The organism is Dactylosporangium sp. NPDC051087, from assembly GCF_055586325.1.
In genome coordinates, this window is sequence record NZ_JBVJIJ010000049.1 from 44,201 (window position 1) to 67,870 (window position 23,670).

Genomic DNA, 23,670 nt, shown 5'->3' on the forward strand with positions numbered 1-23,670 from the left:
GGTCAACACGCAAAGACCGACAAGAGATCGCTTTAAGGCCCGCATAAGGCGGCCGGCCCCGCACCGAGGCGGGGCCGGCCGGAGGAGCTCAGTACACCTCGAACTCGTAGATGCGGGTCGCGCCGTTGGAGCTCTGCTCCGCCGCGATGACGTTCATGCGGACGTAGCGGGCGGTGGCGGTGAACGTGTGCGACGAGACGTTCGCCGTGTTGCCGCGGACCTGGGCGACCGTGGTCCACGTGGTGCCGTCGGAGGAGACCTGCAGGTCGAAGTCGCGGGTGTTCCAGGTGGCGCTCTCGCCGCCGGCGCCGGCGTGGCGGACCGTCACCGACTTGAGGGCCTTCGACGAGCCGAGGTCGACCTGGAGGTACTTGGTCGCCGCGGTCGAGCAGAACTTGTCGCTGGTGCCGCCGGAGACGCTGCCGTTGACGGCCTTGGCGGGGCCCTCGTTGGTGTTGCAGGCGGCGGAGCCGGTGGCGGGCCGGTTCAGCGCGAGGTTCGTCGACGGCGGCGTCGACGTGGTGTCGAACGACGGCGGTGCGTCGGCGACGGCGCTGCCCCACGTCGTGGCGGTGGTGCCGACCGTGAAGGCCAGGGTCCCGCCGTTGGCGACGAAGGACTCCGGCAGCCACGCCCGGTTGGAGGCGGCGCCGTTGACGGTGAGGCTCTGCACGTACGTGGCCGCACCGGGCGCGGTGATGCTGATCGTCTTGCCGTTGCCCCGGTTGATCGTGACGCCGGGGAAGAGCGGCGCGGACACCAGCAGCTCGGAGCGGCCCGGGGTGAGCGGGTGGATGCCCATCGCGGACCACACGTACCACGCCGACATCGCGCCCAGGTCGTCCTGGCCGGGGATGCCGGACGGGGTCGGCGCCCACAGCGCGTTGAGCGTCTGGCGGATGGTCTGCTGCGCCTTGTCGGGGCGGCCGGCGAAGTTGTAGAGCCACGGCACCCAGATCGACGGCTCGTTGTCCATCTCGGACTTCGTGCCGCCGGCGCCGGTGAGCGCCCAGCTGCCGTCGCTGTTGTGGAAGAAGCTGTCCAGCCGGCTGACGGCGGTGGCGTTGCCGCCCATCCGGTCGAAGAGGCCGCGCACGTTGTGCGGGACCATCCAGGTGTACTGCGCGGCGCTGCCCTCGGCGAACCCGCTGTCACTGCCCGGCGAGAACGAGGGCCATGTGCCGTTGTCGTTGCGGTTCTGAATGTACCCGCCGTTGGCCGGGTTGAAGACGTTCTTCCAGTACTGCGACCTGGCCAGGAACTGCGACGCGGTGCTCGTGCTGCCCAGCCGCGCGGCGAGCTGCGAGACGCCGAAGTCGGCGACGGAGACCTCGAGGGTCTCGCCGGCGCCGCCCCACGCGTTGCCGTTGGTCGGGATGTAGTTGATCGACAGCCACTTGTCCAGCGACGGCCGCTCGCCGACGACCATGACGTTCCAGCCGTCGCGGCTCAGGTCCGCGGCGGTGACGGTGGTCGCGGCGGTCACCATCGAGTTGAGCGCGCCGGTGGCGTCGAAGCCGGTGCCGCCGAACGCGTAGATGCTCGGCACCGCCGCGTGCGCCGGGTCGCCGGTCATGACGTGCGTGCCGCCCTGGTTGTGGGTCCAGCGGTCCCAGACGCCGCCGTTCTGGTTGGCCTGGTTGAGCAGCGACTGGGCGATGTCGGCGCCGATGTCGGGTCGTAGCAGCGTGACCAGCTGGACCTGCCCGCGGTAGACGTCCCAGCCGGAGAAGTTGGCGTACTGCTTGTGCCCGCTCGCCGCCGTGTGCACCTGCTGGTCCATGCCGACGTACTGGCCGTTGACGTCGCTGAACACGTTCGGGTGCAGCATCGCGTGGTACAGCGCGGAGTAGAACGTCTGCAGCTGGGTGGTGGTGCCACCGGTGACGTCGATGCGGCCGAGCTCGGCGTTCCACGCGTCGGTGGCCCGCTGGCGGACCGTGTCGAAGGTGGTCCCGGCCGGGTTCTCGGCGGCGAGGTTCGCCTGCGCGTTGGCCTGGCTCACGTACGAGATGCCGACCCGCACCCCGACCGCGGTGCCCTGGCTGAGGTCGAACGTGACGTAGCCGCCGGAGCCCCGGCCGGCCACCGGCCAGCCGTCGGTGCCGTAGGTGGTGCCGCCGGACGCGCTCGTCGTGCCGGGGCGCAGCGCGTTGTCCTGCCACGTGCCGACGCTGGCGAACGGCTTGTCGAACACGGCGGTGAAGTGCAGCGTGTAGTAGCTGCGCCGGCCGACGGCGTTGATGTAGCCGCAGAAGTTGCCGCTGGTCACCGAGCCGCTGATGGTGCGGTTCGCGGCGTCGATGTTCACCGTCGCCGCGCTGCTGCCGACCTCCGAGTTGGAGGTGCGCACCAGCATCGACGCGGTGCTGCCGGTCGGGTACGTGAAGCGCCCCGAGCCGGTGTGGGTCGTCGCGGTCAGCTCGGTGTTGACCCCGGAGTTGAGCCCCACCCGGTAGTAGCCGGCGGTCGCGGTCTCGTTGCTGTGCGAGAAGCCGCTCGCGTACGTGGCGTCGGTGGTGTCCGCGGACGGCGACGACCCCACGGTGCCGACGTGCGGCATGAAGGGGATGTCACCGGACCCGCCGGCGCAGCCCGTGCCCGACATGTGGGTGAGGCTGAAGCCTCGCGTCCGGGTGGTGTTGTACCCGTAGCCGCCGGGCCGGACCGTGCGGGTCTGGTTGCCGGCGGTGTTCTCCGGGCTCCACTGCACCATCCCGTAGGGCGTGTCGGCGCCCGGGAACGTCTCGCCGCCGTTGGTGCCGACGAGCGTGTTGACGTAACCGGCCGGGTTGGTGACCGCGAGCGCCGGTGCGGACGCCGCCAGGGGTGCCCCGACGGCGCCCACCAGCAACGTCGTCACGACGAGCGCCCGCCCGCTTCGTGCTGTCCTCATAGTGCCTCCCATCCATCCAAGGATGTGAAAACTATGAGTATCTGTAGCCGCAGGTCAACGCCGTTGACATCGTTGGCACATTCTTTTCATCGAAGGCGACCTCCGAGACTCGTGGGAGCAGGGGTGCCCAAGGCCGGAAAACCGCCGATCGTCCGGGTCCGAAAGATCAGACGTCACGAATTTTCGCTGCACAGGGCCGGTGAGTGGGTGATTCTCGGGGTGGATCTTCGAGGAGGTGCACGTGCCTACGTGCAGCCGTCGCAGCGTGTCGCGATTGATGATGTTCGGCCTGGGCGTCACCGCTGGAGCGGGACTCGCCATCCTGGCGTTCGCGAGCCGGGCGCTGGCCGCCGAGACCCCGCCGTCCGGCGACGCGGCCCATCGGCAGCGCCCCGCGGCCGTCGCCCAGGCGGCCAAGACCCCCGCCAGGGCGCCCGAAGGCGCTCTCGCGGACGCCTCCGGGAACGTTGTCTCGAAGGCGCCGGCGAAGGTCGCGGAGAAGCCCCCCGCGGCAGCCGTCGCGAAGACGACCGTGGCGAAACCGCCCGCGCCGCAACCGGTGCGGAGCACCGCGACGGCACCGGCGACGAGCCTGGCGAAAACGCCGCCCGCCAATGCCTCGCCGGCCCCGGCGGCGACGCGGACCACCGACGTCAAGCGGGTCACGAGGGTCGCCCCCGCCGCGACGGTCACCGCCTCCCGCCCCGCCGCCACGGCGACCGCGCCACCGCCGGCGACGGCCGGCCGGCCCGCCTCGGCGTCCGTCACGCCGCGCGGATCACGGGCGCCACCGGCCACGTCCGGGAAGCAGTCCGGCCCAGCCTCCGCCAAGGCGTCGACCGGAGCCCGCAAGCCCCTCGGTACCAACGGATCCGCCGCCACCGACGGCATCGGCACCATCGAGGCCGCGCCCGCCGCCCCCACCGGCGCGGGTGCCGTCGGCGGCGTGAACACCATCGTCGTCTCATGGCTCGGGTCCGGCGGCGCGACCTCCTACACCGCGACCGCCACCAGCGGAGCGCTCACCAAGACCTGCACCTCGGCGCTGCTGGGCTGCACGATGTCGACCGTCACCGCCGGCACCTGGTCGGTGACCGTCACCGCGACCGGCCTCGGCGGCACCTCCGTCGCGTCGACCCCGGTCACCGCGACCGTCACCGATCCGCTGAACCCGCCCAGCCAGCCGGTCGGGATCAACGTGACCGCCGGCGCCAGGCAGGCGACCGTGTCGTGGACCGCGCCCGCCAACCCCGGCGCCGGCGTCGCCTCCTACACCGTGACCGCCTTCCCCGGCGGCGCGACCTGCACCACCGCCACCCTCAGCTGCACCGTCACCGGCCTGACCGCCGGCGTCGGATACACGTTCAACGTCGTGGCCACCGCGATCAACGGCGCCGGCACCTCACCGGCGAGCGTCCTGTCCGCGATCGCCGTGGTCGGCCCGCCCGGCCCGCCGACCGCCGTCGGCGTCGTCGCGCTGGCGAACTCCGCCCAGCTCACCTGGCTCGGCCCGGTCCTGTCCGGCGGACCCGTGGACTACTACCGGGTGACCGCCAGCCCCGGCGGGCAGTCCTGCACCGGCATCCTGCTCGCCTGCACCGTCACCGGCCTGACCAGCGGCACCGCCTACACGTTCTCGGTCGTGTCGGTCGGGCCGGGGCAGACCGGTACGTCGACCGCCGTGGTGACCTCCGCGGTCACCCCCGGACCGCCCGGCCCGCCGAAGAACGTCACCGCGTCCGCCGGCTTCCTGACCATCCACGTCGAGTGGGACGCGCCGGACATGGACGGCGCCGGCATCGCGTACTACGTCGCGACGGCCAGCCCGGGACTGCTCGGCTGCGCCACCCTGACCGCCGCCGACCACGACTGCACGATCCTCAACCTGGTCCCGAGCACCAGCTACACGATCACGGTCGTCGCCGTCGGCGTCGGGCTCACCGGCACGTCGGCGGCGAGCCCGCCGAGCGCCCCGGTCACCCCCGGCCCGCCGGGCGCGCCGACCGCCGTCACGGCGACGCCCGGCAACAGCTCCGCCCTGGTGTCGTGGACCGCGCCGGCGAACGCGGGCACCGGCATCACCGGCTACACGGTGACCGCGTCGCCCGGCGGCCTCGGCTGCGTCAGCGTGGGCACCAGCTGCACGGTGCCGCTGCTGACCCCGGGGACCGCGTACACGTTCACGGTCGTGGCGAACAGCCTCGCCGGCGCGTCCCCGGCGAGCACGGCGTCCAACACCGTGACGCCCGGGCCGCCCGGCGCGCCGACCGGCGTCACCGCGACCCCGGGCAACGCGTCAGCGATCGTCTCCTGGACCGCGCCGGCCAGCACCGGCGCCGGCATCGGTGGCTACACCGTCGTGGCCGCGCCCGGCGGCGCGACCTGCACCACGTCCGGCACCAGCTGTACCGTGCCCGGCCTCGTCAACGGCGTCGCGTACACGTTCGCGGTCGTCGCCAACGGGTCGGCCGGCACCGGCGGCTCGCTGCCGAGCGGGCTGTCCGCCGCCGTCGTCCCCGGCGCCCCGGACGCACCGGTGCTGCCCGTGGCCACCGCCGGGATCGGCGGCGCGACCGTGTCGTGGACCGCGCCGCTGATCACCCGCGCCGGGATCACCGGCTACACGGTGACCGCGTCGCCGGGCGGGGCGACCTGCTCGACCAGCGGCACCACCTGCACCGTGACCGGGCTCAGCGCCGGGACGTCCTACACGTTCGCGGTCACCGCGTCCGGGCCCGGCGGCACCTCGCCCGCCGCGCCCGCCGCGTCCGCCGCCACCCCCGGGCCGCCCGGCGCGCCGACCGGCGTCAACGCCGTCGCCCTCGGCGGCGCCCTCACGGTCTCCTGGACCCCGCCGCTGCTGTCCGGCAACCTCGTCAGCGTCTACGTCGCCACCGTCACCCCCGGGCTGCGCGCGTGCGTGACCGTCAACGCCTCGCAGAACAGCTGCACCATCACCGGGCTCGACGACGGCACCGCGTACACCGTCGCCGTCGTCTCCGTCGGCCTCGGCCTGACCGGCTCCAGCGCGCCCAGCGTGCCGAGCGCCCCGGTCACGCCCGGCGCGCCGGACACGCCGGCGAACGTCACCGCCGTCGCCGGCCCGACCAGCGCCGTCGTGTCCTGGGCCGCGCCCGGCACGACCCGCGCCGGGATCACCGGCTACACGGTCACCGCCTCGCCCGGCGGCGCGACCTGCACGACCCTGCTGCTCACCTGTACCGTCACCGGACTGACCAGCGGCACGTCCTACACGTTCACGGTCGTCGCGACCGGCCTTGGCGGCGCGTCACCGGCGTCGGCGCCGTCGGCCGCCACCGTGCCCGGCCCGCCCGGCGCGCCGACCGGCGTCACCGTGCTCCCCGGCAGCGGCACCGCGACCGTGTCGTGGACCGCGCCGGTCAACCAGGGCGGTGGCGTCACCGGCTACACCGTGACCGCGCTGCCCGGCGGCGCGACCTGCACGACCTCCGGGCTGAGCTGCACCGTCACCGGCCTCGTCAACGGTGTCGGCTACACCTTCACGGTCGTGGCCAACGGCGTCGCCGCCACCGGGAACTCCGCGCCGAGCACGCCGACCGCGCTGACCGCGCCCGGTGCGCCCGACTCGCCGACCCTCGTGGTCGCCGTCGCCGGCAACGGATCGGCCGCGGTGTCGTGGGTACCGCCGCTGATCACGCGGGCCGGGGTGACCGGCTACACGGTCACCGCGTCCCCGGGCGGCGCCACGTGCACCACCGGCGGCACCACCTGCACCGTCACCGGCCTGACCGGCGGCACCGCGTACACGTTCGCCGTGGTCGCCTACGGTCCCGGCGGTTCGTCGACGGGCACCGTCACCACCGCGGTCACGCCCGGGCCGCCCGGCGCGCCGACCGGGGTCACCGTCACCGCCGCCGGCACCACGGCGACCGTGTCCTGGACCCGGCCGGTCAACGACGGCGCAGGCATCGCCTCCTACACGGTGACCGCCTCGCCCGGCGGCGCGACGTGCACCACCATGGGCACCTCGTGCACCGTCACCGGCCTGAGCGGCGGCACCGCGTACACGTTCGGCGTCGTCGCCAACGGCGTCCTGAGCACCGGCACGTCGCCGGCGAGCACGCCGTCGGTGCCCGCCACCCCGGGCGCCCCGGACGCGCCGACGGCCGTGTCTGCCGTGGCCGGCGCCGGCGTCGCCGCGGTGTCGTGGACCGCGCCGGGCACCGTCCGGGCCGGGCTCACCGGCTACACCGTCACCGCCTCCCCGGGCGGCGCCACGTGCACCTCCGCGACCACCGGCTGCACCGTGTCCGGGCTGACCGGCGGCACCGCGTACACGTTCACGGTCACCGCGACCGGTCCCGGCGGCACGTCCGCGGCGAGCACGCCGTCGGCGACGGTGACCCCCGGGCCGCCCGGCGCGCCGACCGGCGTGACCGTGACCGGCGGCAGCGCGAGCGTCACCGTGTCGTGGACCGCGCCCGGCAACGCGGGCGGCGGCATCGACCACTACGTGGCGACCGCGAGCCCCGGCGGTGCCTCCTGCACCACCAGCGCCACCTCGTGCGTCATCACCGGCCTGGCCGACGGCGTGCCGTACACCGCCTCCGTCGTCGCCGTCGGCGTCGGCAGCACGGGCGCCTCGTCGCCCGCCGGGCCGGTCACGCCCGTCACCCCGGGCGCGCCCGACGCGCCGCTGCTGGTGCTCGCCGTCCCCGGTGACGGCGCGACCGCCGTGTCGTGGACCGCGCCGCAGATCCGGCGGGCCGGCGTGACCGGCTACACGGTCACCGCCTCGCCCGGCGGCGCGACCTGCACCACCAGCGGCCTGACCTGCACCGTGCCCGGCCTCGCCGGGGGCACCGCCTACACGTTCACGGTCACCGCGACCGGCCCCGGTGGCACGTCCGCGGCGAGCCTGCCCTCGGCGCCGGTGATCCCCGGCCCGCCCGGGTCACCGACCGGGGTCACCGTCGCGGCCGGCAGCGGCAGCGCGACCGTGTCGTGGACCGCGCCCGCCAACGTGGGCGCCGGGATCGCCGGGTACACCGTCACCGTCAGCCCCGGCGGCGGCTCCTGCACGACGCTGCTGCCGATCCAGACCAGCTGCACGGTCTCCGGCCTGACCAACAACACCGACTACACGTTCTCGGTCGTGACCAACGGCATCCTCGGCACCGGCGACTCGGCACCGGCGACGACCGCCACGGTCCGGCCCGGCGCGCCCGACGCGCCGGCCGCCGTCACCGCGACCGCGGGCAGCGGCGCCGCCACCGTGTCGTGGACCGCGCCCGCGCAGGTGCGCTCCGGCGTCACCTCGTACACCGTGACCGCCGCACCCGGCGGCGCCACCTGCACCACCGCCGGCCTGAGCTGCACCGTGCCCGGGCTCACCGGCGGCACCGCCTACACGTTCAGCGTGGTCGCGTCCGGACCGGGCGGCAGCTCGCCGGCCAGCACGCCGTCGGCGCCGCTGACCCCTGGCCCGCCGGGCGCGCCCACCGGCGTGACCGCGACCGGCGGCAACGGCACCGCCGCCGTCACCTGGACCCCGCCGGTGAACGCCGGCGCCGGGATCACCGGGTACACCGTGACCGCCACCCCCGGCGGTGCCACCTGCACCGCGAGCGGGGCGGCCGCCACCGGCTGCACCGTGCCCGGGCTCGGCAACGGGCTGAGCTACGCCTTCAGCGTCGTCGCGAACGGCACCACCGGGACCGGGACCTCCTCGCCGGCGGTCACCGGCCTGACGGTGATCGGGCCGCCGGACGCGCCGGCGCTCGTCGCCGCCGTCCCGGGCGACCGCGCGGCGACCGTCACCTGGACCGCGCCGCTGATCGCGCGGGCCGGGATCACCGGGTACACCGTGACCGCCGCGCCCGGCGGTGCCACCTGCGCCACCGCGGGCCTGACCTGCACCGTGACCGGCCTCAGCAACGCCACCGTCTACACGTTCTCGGTCGTGGCGAACGGCCCCGGCGGCGCGTCCGCGGCCGGCGGCCCGTCCAACGCCGTGCACCCCGGCCCGCCCGGCGCGCCGACCGGCGTGACCGCGACCGGCGGCAGCGGCACCGCGGCGGTCAGCTGGAGCCCGCCGGCGAACCAGGGCGCGGGCATCGGCTCGTACACCGTGACCGCCACGCCCGGCGGCGCCACCTGCACCGTGCTCGCGCCGTTCACCACCTGCACCGTCACCGGGCTCACCGACGGTGTCGCGTACACCTTCGGCGTCGTCGCGAACGGGCTGCCCGGCACCGGCACGTCGGCGTCCGGGAGCTCCGGCGCGCCGGTCACGTCCGGCCCGCCGGACGCGCCCACCGCCGTCGTCGCGACCGCGGGCAGCAACGGCGCCGCCGTGTCGTGGACCGCGCCCGCCGTCACGCGGGCCGGCGTCACCACCTACACCGTCACCGCGTCGCCCGGCGGCGCGACCTGCACCACCGCGATCCTCGGCTGCACCGTGCCCGGCCTGCTCGGCGGCACCGCGTACACGTTCCGGGTGGTCGCGTCCGGGCCCGGCGGCGGCTCGCCGGCGAGCGACCCCAGCATGCCGGTGACCGTGGGCCCGCCGGGCGCGCCGACCGGCACGGGAGTCACCGACCTCGGCTCCGGCGACGCCCTCGTCAGCTGGACCGCGCCCGGCAACACCGGTGCGGGCATCGACCACTACCTGGTCACCGCCCTTCCCGGCGGCGCCACCTGCACGACGATCGGCACCAGCTGCACGGTCAGCGGGCTGTCCCCGCTCACCGGCTACCTGTTCGGCGTCGTCGCCGTCGGGGTCGCCGGCACCGGTACGTCCCTGCCCGGGCTGCCCGCGGTGCTGGTGCCCGTGACGGCGCCCGACCCGCCGACCGCCGTGCAGGCCGTCGCCGGGATCGGCTCGGCGACCGTGTCGTGGACCCCGCCGGTCGTCGACCGGGCCGGCGTCACCGGCTACCTGGTGACCGCCTCGCCCGGCGGGCTGACCTGCGTCACCGCCGGCACCTCGTGCACCGTGGCCGGGCTCCTCCCGGGCACCGCGTACACGTTCACCGTGGCCGCCTCCGGCCCCGGCGGCAGCTCGGCGGCCAGCGACCCCTCGCCGCCGGTGACCGCGGGACCGCCCGGGGCGCCGACCGGCGTCACCGTCCAAGGCGGCACCGGCTCCGCGACCGTGTCGTGGACCGCGCCGGCCAACACGGGCGGCGGCATCGCCTCCTACACGGTCACCGCGTCGCCCGGCGGCAGCACGTGCACGACCAGCGGCACCTCCTGCACCGTCACCGGCCTCGCGGACGGCGTGCCGTACCTGTTCACGGTCGTCGCGACCGGCGTCAGCGGCACGGGCGTGTCGGCGCCGAGCATCAGCGCGGGCGGCCTCACCGGCGCGCCCGGCGCACCCACCGGCGTCACCGCCGTCGCGGGCGACCGCTCCGTGGACGTGTCGTGGACCGCGCCCGCGGCGCCGGGCGCCGGCATCACCGGCTACGTCGTCACCGGCGCGCCCGGCGGCGCCTGCGCCACCGCCGGCACCTCGTGCACCGTGACCGGGCTCGCCCCGGGCACCGCGTACACGTTCACCGTGGTCGCGACCGGCCCCGGCGGTCCGTCGCCGGCCAGTGCGCCCTCGGCCGCGGTCAGCCCCGGCCCGCCGGGCGCGCCCACCGGCGTCACCGCGGCCGGCGGCGACGGCGCCGCGACCGTCACCTGGACCCCGCCCGCCGTCACCGGCGGCGGCGTCGACCACTACGTCGTCACCGCCGTGCCCGGCGGCGCGACCTGCTCGTCCAGCGGCACCACCTGCACCGTGACCGGGCTGACCAACGGTGTCGCGTACACGTTCGTCGTCACCGCGGCCGGGACCGCCGGCACCGGCACGTCGCTGCCCGGCGCGCCCTCGGCACCGGTGACGCCCGGCCCGCCGGACGGGGTCACCGGCGTGACCGCCGTGGCCGGCGACCGCAGCGTCACCGTGTCGTGGGAGCCGCCGGGCGTCGCCCGCGCCGGCGTCACCCTCTACACGGTCGCCGTCTCGCCCGGCGTGCAGATCTGCGTCACGACCGCCACGTCGTGCACCGTCACCGGGCTGACCCCGGGGGTCGCGTACACCTTCACGGTCCTCGCCGGCGGGCTGGGCGGCGACGCCCCGATCAGCTCGCCGACCGCCCCGGTCGTGCCCGGCCCGCCCGGACCACCGACCGGCGTGTCCGTCACCGGCGGCCGGGGCTCGGCGACCGTGTCGTGGACCGCGCCGGTCAACGCCGGTGGCGGCATCGACGGGTACCTGGTCACCGCCTCGCCCGGCGGGCTCACCTGCACCACCGCGGGCACGTCGTGCACTGTCACCGGCCTGAGCCAGGCGACGCCCTACACGTTCACCGTCGTCACCGTCGGCGTCGGCGCGACCGGCGTGTCCGCGGCGGCGTCCCCGCCCGGCAGTGTCACCCCCGGACCTCCGGGCGCGCCCGGCGTGCCGAGCGCCACGCCCGGCAACGGCGCCGCGGTGGTCAGCTGGGCGGCGCCGTCGGCCCTCGGCGCGGGGATCGACCACTACACGGTCGTCGCCTCACCGGGCGGTGCCACCTGCACCACCTCGTCGACGACCTGCACGGTCGCCGGGCTGACCGGCGGCACCGCCTACACCTTCGTGGTGCGCGCCCACGGCATCGGCAGCTCCGGCACGTCCGCGCCGTCCGGGGCCTCCGTGGCGGTCGTGCCCGGCCCGCCGGGCGCGCCGACGGCGGTGACCGCGACCGCCGGCGCCGGTCAGGTGACCGTGTCCTGGACCCCGCCGGCGATCACCGGCGCCGGGATCAGCAACTACGTCGTCACCGCCTCGCCCGGCGGCGGGACCTGCACCACCGGCCTCACCAGCTGCTCGGTCACCGGCCTCACCGACGGTGTGTCCTACACGTTCACCGTCACCGCGGTCGGGGTCGGCAGCACCGGCACCTCCGCCGCGGCGGTCCCGTCCGCCGCGGTGAGCCCCGGCCCGCCCGGCGCGCCCAGCGCCGTCGTCGCCACCGCCGGCAGCGGCGCGGCGACCGTCACCTGGCTCGCCCCGGCGCAGGCGGGTGCCGGGATCGACCACTACACCGTCACCGCGTCGCCCGGCGGCATGACGTGCACCGCCACGACCGCGACCACCTGCACGGTCACCGGCCTGACCTCGGGCGTGTCCTACACGTTCCGGGTCACGGCCAACGGGGTCAGCGGCGACTCGCCGGCCAGCGCGCCGTCGGTCGCGATCGTGCCCGGCCCGCCGGGGACCCCCGGCGGTGTCACGGTCACGCCCGGCGACACCACCGCGGACGTCTCCTGGACGCCGCCGGTGAACCAGGGCGCCGGCATCGACCACTACACGGTGACCGCGTCGCCCGGCGGTGCGAGCTGCACCGGCGTCGCGACCAGCTGCACCGTCACCGGGCTGGTCAACGGCACCCCGTACACGTTCACCGTCGTGGCCACCGGCCCGGCCGGCACCGGCGACTCGGCCGCCGCGACCTCGGGTGGCCCGGTCGTCTCCGGTCCGCCCGGGGTGCCGGGCACGGTGACGGCCGTCGCGGGCGACGGCTCCGCCGTCGTGTCGTGGCAGGCGCCGGTCACCGGCACGGTCACCGGCTACACCGTGACCGCGTCGCCGGGCGGTGCCACCTGCACCACGTCCGGCGCCACCACCTGCACGGTGACCGGGCTGGTCAACGGCATGCCGTACACCTTCGCGGTCACGTCGACCGGCCCCGGCGGCACGTCCGCCGCCGGCACCGCCCCGCCCGCCGTCACCCCCGGTCCGCCGGGTGCGCCGAGCACGGTCCAGGCCGTGGCCGGCAACGGCGAGGCGAACGTGACCTGGACCGTGCCCGGCACGACCGGCGCGGGGCTCACCCGGTACACGGTGACCGCGTCGCCCGGCGGTGCCACCTGCACCGCCACGGTGCCGGGCTGCCTGGTGACCGGGCTGAGCAACGGGGTCGCGTACACCTTCACCGTGACCGCCGGCGGGCCGGGCGGCGACTCCGCGCCCAGCACGCCGTCCGGCCAGATCACGCCGACCGCGGGGCGGCCGGGGGCACCCACCGACGTCACGGCCGCGCCCGGCGCGGGTGCCGCCACCGTCAGCTGGAGCGCGCCGCAGGTCACCGGCGACGGGGTCACCGGCTACACCGTCACCGCCTCGCCCGGCGGGGCCACCTGCACGGCGGCCGGCACCTCGTGCACCGTGAGCGGGCTGGCCGACGGCACGCCGTACACGTTCGTCGTGACCGCCTCCGGCACCGGCGGCACGTCGGCGCCCGCGGTGGCGTCGCCCGCCGTGGTCCCCGGACCGCCCGCGGCACCGGCCTCCGTCAGCGTCACCCCGGGTCAGGGGCAGCTCGCCGTCGCCTGGGTCGCCGGCACCGGCCCGTCCGGCGGGTCCGCCGTCACCGGGTTCACCGCCACCGCGTCCCCGGGTGGTGCCACGTGCACCAGCGCCGGCACGCACTGCACGATCACCGGGCTCGGCGACGGTGTGTCCTACACGGTGACGGTCGTCGCGAACGGTCCCGGCGGCACGTCGGCCCCGACGTCCGCGGCGCCCGCCGTCGCCGGCCCGCCCGGCGCCCCGGTCGGCGTCACCGCGGCGCCCTCGGCGAACGCCGCCACCGTCTCCTGGACGGCGCCGTCCACCGCCGGCGCCGGCATCACCCACTACGTCGTCACGGCCACGCCCGGCGGGCAGACGTGCACGACCAGCACCACCAGCTGCGTCGTCGGTGGCCTCACCGCCGGCACGCCGGTGACCTTCGCCGTCGTGGCGCAGGGCCCGGGCGGCACGTCCGCGGCGGCGAGCACCGCCTCGGTGCTGACCGGCCCGCCCGCGCCGCCGGCCGGGGTGACCGCGACACCGGGCAACGGCACCGCGAACGTCAACTGGGACGTGCAGAGCGGCGGCACCGCCGTCGACGTGTACACCGTGACCGCCTCGCCCGGCGGCGCCACCTGCACCACGGCCACCGGGAGCCGCACCTGCACGGTCACCGGCCTGACCAACGGCGTCGCCTACACGTTCACCGTCGTGGCGCACGGCACCGGCACCACCGGGTCGTCCGCGCCGAGCTCGCCGTCGCCGCAGGTCACCCCGGCGGCGTCGATGCCGGGGCCGGTCACCGCCGTCGCCGTCGCCGCGGGCAACGGCTCGGTCGACGTCAGCTGGACCCCGCCGTCGGTGACCGGTGGCGGCATCGACCACTACGAGGTGCGCTCCGACGACGGGCAGAACTGCGTCACCACCACGACGAACTGCACGGTCTTCGGCCTGACCAACGGCCGCGCGTACCAGTTCTTCGTGCGGGTCGTCGGCGTCGCCAACCCCGGTGCCCCGGTCGCCGGCAACCCGACCGCATGGGTGACGCCCAACTCCACCAGTCCCGTCGCGCCCTCCGCGGTGACGGCGACGGGCGGCGACGGCTCGGCCACGATCGGCTGGAGCGTGGCGTCGTCCGGGCCCGCGGCCACCGGCTACACCGTCACCGCCTCGCCCGGCGGCCTCACCTGCACCACGACCAGCACCGCGTGCGTGATCACCGGGCTCACCAACGGGCAGCCCTACACGTTCACCGTCGTCGCGAACGGCCCGTCCGGCCCGTCTGCGTCGAGCCCGCCGTCGAACGCGATCGTGCCGGACGTGCCGGTCGGTCCGTCCGCCGGTGTGCTGCTGGCGCCGGCCGGGGTCACCGCCACCGGCGAGGACCGCCAGGTCACGGTCAGGTGGACGACCGCGCCGGGGGGCGCGACGGCGTCGCGCTACACCGCCACCGCCACACCCGGCGGGGCCACCTGCACCACGACCGGCACCATGTGCGTGATCACGGGGCTGACCAACGGCCGCGCCTACGTCATCACCGTCGTCGCGCACGCCGACCCCGGCGACGGTGTCGCCGACTCGGGCCCGAGCGCGCCCACCGGCGCGGTCTACCCCGGCGTGGCGCCGCAGTCGCCGACCTCGGTGATCACCGTCGCCCGCGACAGCGGACTCCTCGTGCAGTGGCAGCTGCCCGCCGACGGCGGCACCGGCATCAGCCACTTCACCGCGACCTCCGCGGGGCACGGCCGCTGCGTCACGCTCGACGGCACCGGCACCCGGTGCACCATGTTCGTGCCGATCGGCGCCGACTACCAGGTCCGCGTCATCGCGCACGGGACCTACGGTCACGACTCCGCACCGGTCCTGGCCACCAACTGGACCCGGCCGACGTTCCCGGCGCTGCCGGCACGGGCACCCGATCTGACCGCCGCGGGCGGGCTGGGCAGCAGCCGCGGCAGCGCCCGCGTGAAGCTCGAACCCGGTGACTCGATCACCCTGAACGGCAGCGGGTTCGCGCCCAACTCCTCGGTGCGCTTCGCCCTCTACGTCACCGACGAGGTCGACGCGTCCACCGCCGGCAGCGACACGGAGACCGTCGAGATGGATGTGCTCGGCACGCCCACCGTCGGGGAGGACGGCACCGTTTCGCTGTCGACCACGGTGCCGCTGGAGGCGGACGCCGTGACGAGCCTCGCCTACCTGGCGCGCGGCGTCGCCCCCGACGGGACGGTGCGCAGCCTGGTGCTGTGGGCGGACCCGATCGTGATGCCGCCGGACCTGCCGCCGGTGCCGGACCCCGGCAACCCGGTGACCATCCCCGTGACCAGCCCGGTGACGACCCCGGCGGGGAAGCCGGTGGCGCGGCACGCGAACCCGACCCGCCGGTCCCAAGGCGCGGCCGGCGACGGCGAGCTGCCGGCGACCGGACCACCGGCCGGCCTGATCGCCGCCCTCGGCCTGCTGCTGCTCGCCGCCGGAACGGTCCTGCGCAGGGCCGCCCGAAACGGTGGACGATCCAGGGTTTGAGCGCTGTGTAGTTGGTCAACTACTTAAAGTGAAGATCACTCGAGGCGAGACCAACGGGGGTTTCAACGAGATGTCTCAGACACAGCAGCGCCCGAACAGCGGCCGGTTCCGGATACCGGTCGTGGTCGGGGCGGCGGGGTTCCTCGTCGCACTGACCGGAGGGATCGTGCAGACGGCCGGCGCACACGAGGCGACGGGCGACGCGACGGCGCGGGTCGCACAGACCCTGCCGCCGTACGGCGACCCGAGCACCGCGGTGCCGCCGGACCCGTCGATGAGCTCGGACGTGGGGCCGTTCGCGACCCAGGACCCGTCCTGCTCCACGGACCCGGGCGCGTCCGCTGGACCGTTCGGCAGCCCGGCGCCGGGGATGACGCCGGACCCGAACATGACACCTGACCCGAACGCGACGCCAGGCACCGGCATGACGCCGGACCCGGGTCTGCCCGGGACGTTCGCGACCACGAACCCGGCGGTGCCGGGCGACCCGTGGGGCACGACGGATCCCGGCATGGCGGACCCGTTCGCGACGACGGTGCCGACGACGAACCCGGCGGTGCCGGGTGACCCGTGGGGGACGACGGATCCCGGCATGGCCGACCCGTTCGCGACGACGGTGCCGACGACGGATCCGAACCTGCCGGCTCCGGGCGCCACCATGGACCCGTCCGCGACCGGCCCGGCGATCATCATCCCGCCGGGGATGAACGGCACCACGCCGACGGCGACGCCCAGCGACGGCACGGCACCGGTGCCCGGCGCCACGCCGTCCTGCGCCAGCGTCCCGGTGCCGGTCCCGACCGACACGGTCGTGCCCATCCCCACCGTGGGCTGAGCACCGCGCCGCGGGGCCGCACGGAGGCGGCCCCGCAACAGGGATATACGCATCGGACGATGTCAGCGGTTAAGGTCCAACCGTGACCGGAAGACTGCTGGCGATCAGTGATCTGCATGTGTCGTATCAGGAGAACAGGGAGATCGTCGAGCAGTTGAAACCGACGCACGACGACGACTGGCTGATCGTCGCCGGCGACGTGGGGGAGAAGCTCGCCGACGTCGAGTGGACGCTGCGGACGCTGCGGGACCGCTTCGCGAAGGTGATCTGGGTGCCGGGCAACCACGAGCTGTGGACCACCCGCGACGACCCCGACCAGTCGCGGGGCGAGGAGCGCTACCGCCGGCTCGTGGCGATGTGCCGCACCCTCGGGGTGCTCACGCCCGAGGACCCGTATCCGGTGTGGGACGGCCTCGGCGGGCCGGTGATCGTGGCCCCGTTGTTCGTGCTCTACGACTACTCGTGGTGGCCGGCGGGCACGTCGAGCACCGAGGAGGCCATGGCCACCGCGCAGGCCGCCGGGATCGTCGGCACCGACGAGGTGCTGCTGCACTTCGACCCGTACACCGGCCGCGACGCCTGGTGCCGTGCCAGGGTCGAGCTCACCGAGCCCCGGCTGCAGGCCGCCGCCGACGAGCTGCCCACCGTGCTGGTCAACCACTTCCCCCTGGTGCGCCACCCGACGGACGTGCTGCGCTACCCGGAGTTCGCGCTGTGGTGCGGCACCGACCTGACCGCCGAGTGGCCGACCCGCTTCAGGGCGCGCGAGGTGGTGTACGGCCACCTCCACATCCCCAGAACGACGTGGCAGGACGGCGTGCGGCACCAGGAGGTCTCCGTCGGCTATCCCCGCGAGTGGAACCGCCGCGCGACCCCGCCGGGCCGGCTCGTGTCCGTCCTCGAACGCTGAGAACGCTGAGAACGCTGAGGTTCAGGGCACGACGATGAGCTTTCCGCGGGCGTGGCCCGCCGCGACCTCGGCGAGGGCGGCGGCCGCGCCGGCGAGCGGGTAGCTGGCGCCGACCGGCGGCACCAGCGCGCCCGCCTCGACGAGCCCGGCGAGCGTGACCAGGTCGTCGCGGTCGTCCCGGGCGACGAAGGTCGCCATCCGCTGGCGGGTGAAGAGCCCGGTGACCTTCGCCGCGACGATCCGGTCGAGCCCGGCGAGCCGCCCGCGGCCGCTGTTGGGGATCAGGACGCCGGCCGGGGCGAGGACCCGCCGGACCCGCGCCAGCGGCCGGGCCGCGACGTTGTCGAGGATGACGTCGTAGCGGGTGCCGCCGGCCGTGAAGTCCTCGCGGGTGTGGTCGATGACGTGGTCGGCGCCGAGGGCCCGGACCCGCTCCACGCTGCCGGTGCCGCAGACGCCGGTGACCTCGGCGCCATAGTGCTTGGCGAGCTGCACGGCGAAGCCGCCGATCCCGCCGCCCGCCCCGACGACGAGGACCCGCTGCCCGGCCCGGACGCGCGCGACGTCGCGGATCGCCCGCAACGCCGTCGTGCCCGCGAGCGGCACCGCCGCCGCGTCGGGAAACGTCATGGCCGCCGGTTTCACGGCCAGGTCGTCCTCGGCGGCGACGGCGAGCTCCGCGAACGCGCCCTTGCACCGGCCGAAGACGGCGTCGCCGGGCCGCAGGCGGGTCACGCCGGGGCCGGCCGCCTCGACGACCCCGGCGACGTCACCGCCGGGGATCGTGCGCCGCGGCCGGCGCAGCCCGGTGCCGAGCCGCACCAGGCGCGGCACGCCGGTGACGAAGTAGACGTCGGCCGGGTTGACCGACGCCGCGGCGACCCGCACGAGCACCTGGCGCTCGCCGGGCGCCGGTGGGTCGGCGTCCCGCAGCCGCAGCACGTCCCGCGGGTCGCCGTACACGTCCTGGACCATCGCCTTCACGGCGCCACCTCTCACACCTGTCCGACACATGTAAGAGAATTCTTACATGCGTCAGCAAGTGCTGGCATCAGGCGGTCTTGGCGACGGCCTTCTGGAGCCGGTCGAGGAGGCGCAGCTCCAGGTCGATGTCGGTCTGCCGGATGCTGGCGATCAGCACCGTGTCGACACCGCTGCCCTCGAGGCGGGCGATGTCATCGGCGACCTGCTCCGGCGCCCCGCCGAGGAACGGCCTGCCCTCGTCCAGGGGGTCGTCGGTGAGCGGCACGTTGGCGCGGGCGACGACGCTGAGCGCCGCGGCGTCCCGGCCCGCCTCCGTGGCGAGCCGGCGGAACGTGGCCACCGTCCCGGTCAGCTGCTCGGCGGAGAACGCGATCGGGTTGAAGCCGTCGGCGATGCGGGCGGCCCGCGCGATCCCGGCCGGGCTGGTGGAGCCGAACAGGATCGGGATCGTCGGCTGCACCGGCTTCGGGTTCACCTCCGAGGCCTCGATCCGGTAGAAGCGGCCCTCGAACTGCGAGGGGTCCGGTCCCCAGCAGGCCCGCAGCGCCCCGACGACCTCGTCCATCCCGGCGCCCATGCGCTTCATCGGTACATTGGCGGCCTCGAACTCCTGGGGCATCCATCCCTGGCCGAGACCGGCGATCGCCCGCCCGCCGCTGAGCTGGTCGAGGGTCGCGAAGCGGCGGGCGAGGACGATCGGCGGGTGCAGCAGTGCGTCGATGACGCTGGTGCCGAGCTTGATGGTGCCGGTCATGCCGGCGACGTAGCTCAGCGTCTCGAGGGGCTCGTAGGTCAGCCGGTAGGTCTCGGGGATGCGGGCGGGCGGAGCGCCGAACATCGAGATCTCCGCCATCGGCCGCAGCAGCCGCTCATAGGTCCACACGGAGTGGTATCCGAGGCGTTCGGCCTCCTTGGCGACCCGCGCGATGTTCGCCGGTCCCGCGAGAGCGCCGCCGGTTGGCAACTGGACGCCGAGCTGCATCCGCTTCCCCTATTCGTAGATCGAAATCCTTCCTCCCAAACGTGACACTCCGGCGGGCGGTTCACCATGGTCCACCCAGTCAGTAGGGGGCCACGCCGTAGGCGGTCGCGGCCCGCCGGACCGACGAGTAGTAGCTGGCCCCGCCGGTGGCGCAGTTGCCGCTGCCGCCCCAGTTGACGCCGATGCCCACGGTGCCGGCGAAGAGGGGGCCGCCGCTCTCGCCGGGTTCGCTGCACACGGTCGTGCGGATCATGCCGTACAGCGTGCCGCCCGCGTAGTTGATGGTGACGTTGAGCGACGTGATCGTGCCGCTGCGGACGCCGGTCGGGCCGGTGCGGCGCACGGCCTGGCCCACGTATCCGGGGCCGAACGAGCTGATCGGCTGCAGGCCGGCGCCGAACAGGTTCACCGCGCTGGGCTTGGCGATGCTCGTGTTGGTGTACCGCACGAGGGCGTAGTCGTAGCTCGGGTCGCGGGCCGCGACGACGCCGAGGACGGTGGTGGTGCCGGTGCCCGCGTAGACGGTCGCCCCGACCGCGGGGACGCAGTGCGCGGCGGCGATGAAGTAGTACGTGGTGCCGGCCTTGGCGTTGAAGCCGATGAGGCAGCGCCCGCCCAGCGCTCCGGCGTTGAAGACGTCGCCGCCGGCGATGTGCGGCTTGAGCGTGCCCGGCTCGCGCAGGACCGTGCCGCCGCCGGCCGTGACGGCTCGGGTCAGTGCGGCGGCCGCGGCCGGGCGGACCGAGTCGTCGATGCTGACCACGGTCGTGCCGTGCTCGGTCCACCAGGCGGTGCCGGGGGTCTTGCGCAGTGCGTCCAGCGGCGTGGCGGCTTCGGCGACCGCGGCGGGCAGCAGGATCGCTGCCGCCGCCAGCACACCGGCGAGGATTCGGCGCATGGTTTGCTCCTCCATCCAGGGATGTAAATTCCTAGATGGTATCGGCATCAGTGCCCGGAGTGGTTGCGCTGGCAGCAGCGGGCGCGGGCGAGCAGCTCGTGCATGCGGGGCGCGGCCTCCTCGGCGGTGCGCAGCGGCGCGCTGAACGGCAGCTGCACGTCGCGGTGGCGGGCGGCGAACTCCAGCCGCAGCACCACGCCGAAGCGGTCCATCCGCATCGGCACGATGCGGTGCACGCCGTGCAGGTGGTGCGGCGCGATCAGCCGCGACAGGTGCTCGATCGCCTCCGGGTGCGCGCCGGTCAGGTGGCACAGCAGGTCGGCCTCGTGGGTGGCGAGGGGGTCGGGCCGGGCCGCGGCGAACTCGCCGGCCTCCACCGCGATCTCGCCGAGGATCCCGTCGACCAGCGTGGCCGACGCGAGCTCCAGTGCCACCCGCAGGTCGCCGCCGGACTCGCCGGCCGGCTGGAGCCATCCCTCGTACGTGGCGCGGGACCGGACCCGGCTCGTGGAGCGGACCGGCGTGGGGGCGACGTCGGTGATCTCGATCACCGCGCCCAGGTCGGGCTCCGCCTCGACGAGCCGGGCGACATGACTGCCCGCGGGCAGCTCCACGATCACGCGGCCGGCCTCGTCGACGTGATGCCGGCCGATGAGGTCGCAGCGATGGCCGGGGACGTGCAGCGTCAGGGATGACGCGGCCTCCAGCAGCGTGCGGAGCCGTTCCGCGGCAGTGGGGAGCTTGATCCCGGGCATGACAACCTCCTAAGGTTAGGCTTACCTTAGTGGAGAGGCCACGAATGAACCAGTCCCGGCCGAAGGTTCGGCTGTCGCGGGCGCTCGGCATAGCGCTGACCCCCAAATGCGTGAAGTACTTCGAGCGGCGGCCCTTCCCGCCGGGACAGCACGGCCGGGCCCGCCCGAAGCACAGCGACTACAAGGTCCGGCTCCTGGAGAAGCAGCGGCTGAAGGCGCAGTACAACCTGCGGGAGAGCCAGCTGCGGCACGCCTTCGACCGCGCGGCGAGCCGGCCCGGCAAGACCGGCGAGGAGCTGATCGTCGACCTGGAGACCCGGCTCGACGCGCTGGTCCTGCGGGCCGGCTTCGCCCGGACGATCTACCAGGCGCGGCAGATCGTCACGCACCAGCACCTGACGGTCAACGGCCGCCGGGTCGACCGGCCGTCGGCGCGCCTGCGCCCCGGCGACGTGATCGAGGTGGCCGAGCGCAGCCGGCAGAAGACGCCGTTCGTCGTCGCCGCGGCCGGCGCGCACGCCGGCGAGCGCACCGCGCCCTACCTGAGCGTCGACCTGTCCGGCCTCACCGCGCGGCTCATCCGCCTGCCGCTGCGCGGCGAGATCCCCGTGATCTGCGACGAGCAGCTCATCGTGGAGTTCTACAGCCGCTGACACCTACCATGGTGATCGGTGGAAACCTACGACGTGATCGTGATCGGGCTCGGCGGGATGGGCAGCGCCGCAGCGCACCATCTCGCCGCCCGCGGGCAGCGGGTCCTCGGCCTCGACCGCTTCGGGCCCGCCCATGACCAGGGCGCCAGCCACGGCGGGTCGCGCATCACCCGCCAGTCCTATTTCGAGGATCCGGCATATGTACCGCTGCTGCTGCGCTCCTACGAGCTCTGGGAAGCGCTGGGGCGTGACTCCGGCCGCTCGCTGATGGACCTGTGCGGCGGGCTGATGCTCGGCGCGCCCGACAGCGTCACCGTCGCGGGCAGCCGGCTGTCGGCGGAGCAGTGGGGGCTGCCGCACGAGATGCTGTCCGCGGCCGAGATCCGCCGCCGGTTTCCCAACCTGCGCCCCTCACCGGACGAGATCGGCCTGTACGAGGCCAAGGCCGGGTTCGTGCGCCCGGAGGAGACCGTCCGGGCGAACCTCTCCCGGGCCGCGTTCTTCGGCGCCGAGCTGCGCTTCGAGGAGCCGGTGTCGACCTGGGCCTCCTCCCCGGACGGCGTCGTCGTCCGCACCGGGACCGCCTCCTACTCGGCCGGCGCGCTGGTGATCTGCCCCGGGCCGTGGGCGCCGGCGCTGCTCGCCGACCTGGGGATCGCGTTCTCCGTGACGCGGCAGGTGCAGTTCTTCTTCCAGCCCTCCGGTGGTGTGTCCGCGTACCTGCCCGACCGGCAGCCGATCTGGATCTGGGAAGGGCCGCCGGACACGCAGGTCTACGGATTTCCGGCGCTGGACGGGCCGTCCGGCGGGGTCAAGGTCGCGTTCTTCCGGGGTGGTGAGGTGACCACGCCGTCGGCGATCGACCGGTCGATCCGCCCCGCCGAGATCGCGGACGTCGCGGCCCACCTCGAGTCGCGGGTGCCCGGGCTGGCCGGGCGCTATCTGGGTGGCAAGACCTGCATGTACACCAACACGCTCGATCACCACTTCGTCGTCGGGCGGCATCCCGGGCACGCGAACGTCACCGTGGCGTGCGGGTTCTCCGGGCACGGGTTCAAGTTCGTGCCCGTGGTGGGGGAGATCGTGGCCGATCTGGTGACCGCGGGTGCCACGGATCACCCGATCGGGTTGTTCGACCCCGAGCGCTTCTGATGCTCACCCCTGAGGAGCTGCGCGACGAGACGTGCGTCGCATGTCCGGGACAGCGGCTGCCGATGGGGGCGTTCGACGTCGCGCCGCGGCCGTCGCCGGCGATCCCGTTCTCGGCTTCGCTGGGGTATCGCGTGACCGCGGACACAGCGGTGCCGACGTGCGTGCATCCGTTCCGTGTCTGCGTTCCACCCGGAGCGTATTTTTCCGCGGGTGCGCCGCTTCCCGTAGTGGGTTCCGCGCCGCCGCCTCCCGACGATCCGGAGCTGCCGGCGGACGGGACGCTGCTGGAGGCGTGGCTGCTCGCGGTCGTCCGCGGCGCGCCCGCCGCCGCGCTCGGAGTCACCCTCGCGAGGGCCGAAGCGGTCGCCGCAACCCGGTTCTCACCTGCGGAAATACTGGTCGCGATGCGCAGGGTCCTGCGGGGTTGTTGACAGGGCCGTTCGGGGCGAGTAGGTTTGCACAGCCAGCACGAGCCGGGCGGGTGTGTCGCACAGCGACCATCGGCCGGTGTGCGAGGCTATCCGACAGTTCACTCACCTAACGGTGAGCGTCAGCGCGGGTGTGTTCGGGCGATGCTAGCGAATCCCCTGGGAATCGCGATTTGGCGAAATCGACCGAGACGTTCTACAGTTACGAAGGCCCCGAGAGAGCGCCTCAACAAAGAGGCGGTTTCAAGGTGTGTGTTGGTTGTTTGAGAACTCAACAGGGTGCTTGTTAAGCCAGTGCCAATTGATTGACCCCGTGCCGCGTCTTTATGGCGTGGTCGGAGA

Annotated in this window: 11 protein-coding genes; 6 read left to right on the top strand and 5 right to left on the bottom strand. The window is 74.7% G+C overall.

Going from position 1 to position 23,670, the window contains the following annotated elements; genetic code table 11:
- Positions 1-88 precede the first annotated feature (88 nt).
- Positions 89-2,896, bottom strand: a complete 2,808-nt coding sequence (locus ACZ6TV_RS51365; protein ID WP_465308348.1) for a GH92 family glycosyl hydrolase — start codon at positions 2,894-2,896, stop codon at positions 89-91.
- Positions 2,897-3,161: 265 nt separating this feature from the next.
- On the opposite strand from ACZ6TV_RS51365, the gene ACZ6TV_RS51370 reads away from it, so the two are divergent.
- The 3 genes from ACZ6TV_RS51370 (at position 3,162) to ACZ6TV_RS51380 (ending at position 17,476) form a co-directional block, all read left to right on the top strand.
- Positions 3,162-15,731, top strand: coding sequence for a fibronectin type III domain-containing protein (locus ACZ6TV_RS51370; RefSeq protein WP_465308350.1), 12,570 nt, complete (start codon positions 3,162-3,164; stop codon positions 15,729-15,731).
- 70 nt (positions 15,732-15,801) lie between these two features.
- A complete protein-coding gene (locus ACZ6TV_RS51375) occupies positions 15,802-16,566 on the top strand; it encodes a hypothetical protein (RefSeq protein WP_465308352.1) in 765 nt (254 codons plus the stop codon).
- Between the two features lie 82 nt (positions 16,567-16,648).
- Positions 16,649-17,476 (top strand): metallophosphoesterase family protein, encoded by an 828-nt coding sequence (locus ACZ6TV_RS51380; RefSeq protein ID WP_465308354.1) that lies wholly within the window; start codon positions 16,649-16,651, stop codon positions 17,474-17,476.
- Positions 17,477-17,497: 21 nt separating this feature from the next.
- Here ACZ6TV_RS51380 and ACZ6TV_RS51385 read toward each other — a convergent pair whose 3' ends face one another.
- From ACZ6TV_RS51385 to ACZ6TV_RS51400, 4 genes are all read right to left on the bottom strand, one after another.
- Entirely contained in the window at positions 17,498-18,451 is a 954-nt protein-coding gene (locus tag ACZ6TV_RS51385; RefSeq protein WP_465308367.1) for an NAD(P)-dependent alcohol dehydrogenase, read from the bottom strand.
- 76 nt (positions 18,452-18,527) lie between these two features.
- Positions 18,528-19,442 (bottom strand): TIGR03619 family F420-dependent LLM class oxidoreductase, encoded by a 915-nt coding sequence (locus tag ACZ6TV_RS51390; protein WP_465308356.1) that lies wholly within the window; start codon positions 19,440-19,442, stop codon positions 18,528-18,530.
- Positions 19,443-19,521: 79 nt separating this feature from the next.
- Positions 19,522-20,340, bottom strand: coding sequence for a S1 family peptidase (locus ACZ6TV_RS51395; protein WP_465308358.1), 819 nt, complete (start codon positions 20,338-20,340; stop codon positions 19,522-19,524).
- 47 nt (positions 20,341-20,387) lie between these two features.
- Complete coding sequence (locus ACZ6TV_RS51400) at positions 20,388-21,095, bottom strand: DUF2470 domain-containing protein (protein WP_465308360.1); 708 nt, start codon at positions 21,093-21,095, stop codon at positions 20,388-20,390.
- Positions 21,096-21,139: 44 nt separating this feature from the next.
- On the opposite strand from ACZ6TV_RS51400, the gene rpsD reads away from it, so the two are divergent.
- The 3 genes from rpsD to ACZ6TV_RS51415 are packed head-to-tail and all read left to right on the top strand — an operon-like array spanning position 21,140 to position 23,331.
- Positions 21,140-21,748, top strand: coding sequence for a 30S ribosomal protein S4 (rpsD, locus tag ACZ6TV_RS51405; RefSeq protein WP_465308369.1), 609 nt, complete (start codon positions 21,140-21,142; stop codon positions 21,746-21,748).
- Between the two features lie 18 nt (positions 21,749-21,766).
- A complete protein-coding gene (solA, locus tag ACZ6TV_RS51410) occupies positions 21,767-22,900 on the top strand; it encodes an N-methyl-L-tryptophan oxidase (protein WP_465308361.1) in 1,134 nt (377 codons plus the stop codon).
- Complete coding sequence (locus ACZ6TV_RS51415) at positions 22,900-23,331, top strand: hypothetical protein (protein WP_465308363.1); 432 nt, start codon at positions 22,900-22,902, stop codon at positions 23,329-23,331. Before solA ends, ACZ6TV_RS51415 begins: the two co-directional genes overlap by 1 nt.
- Positions 23,332-23,670 lie beyond the last annotated feature (339 nt).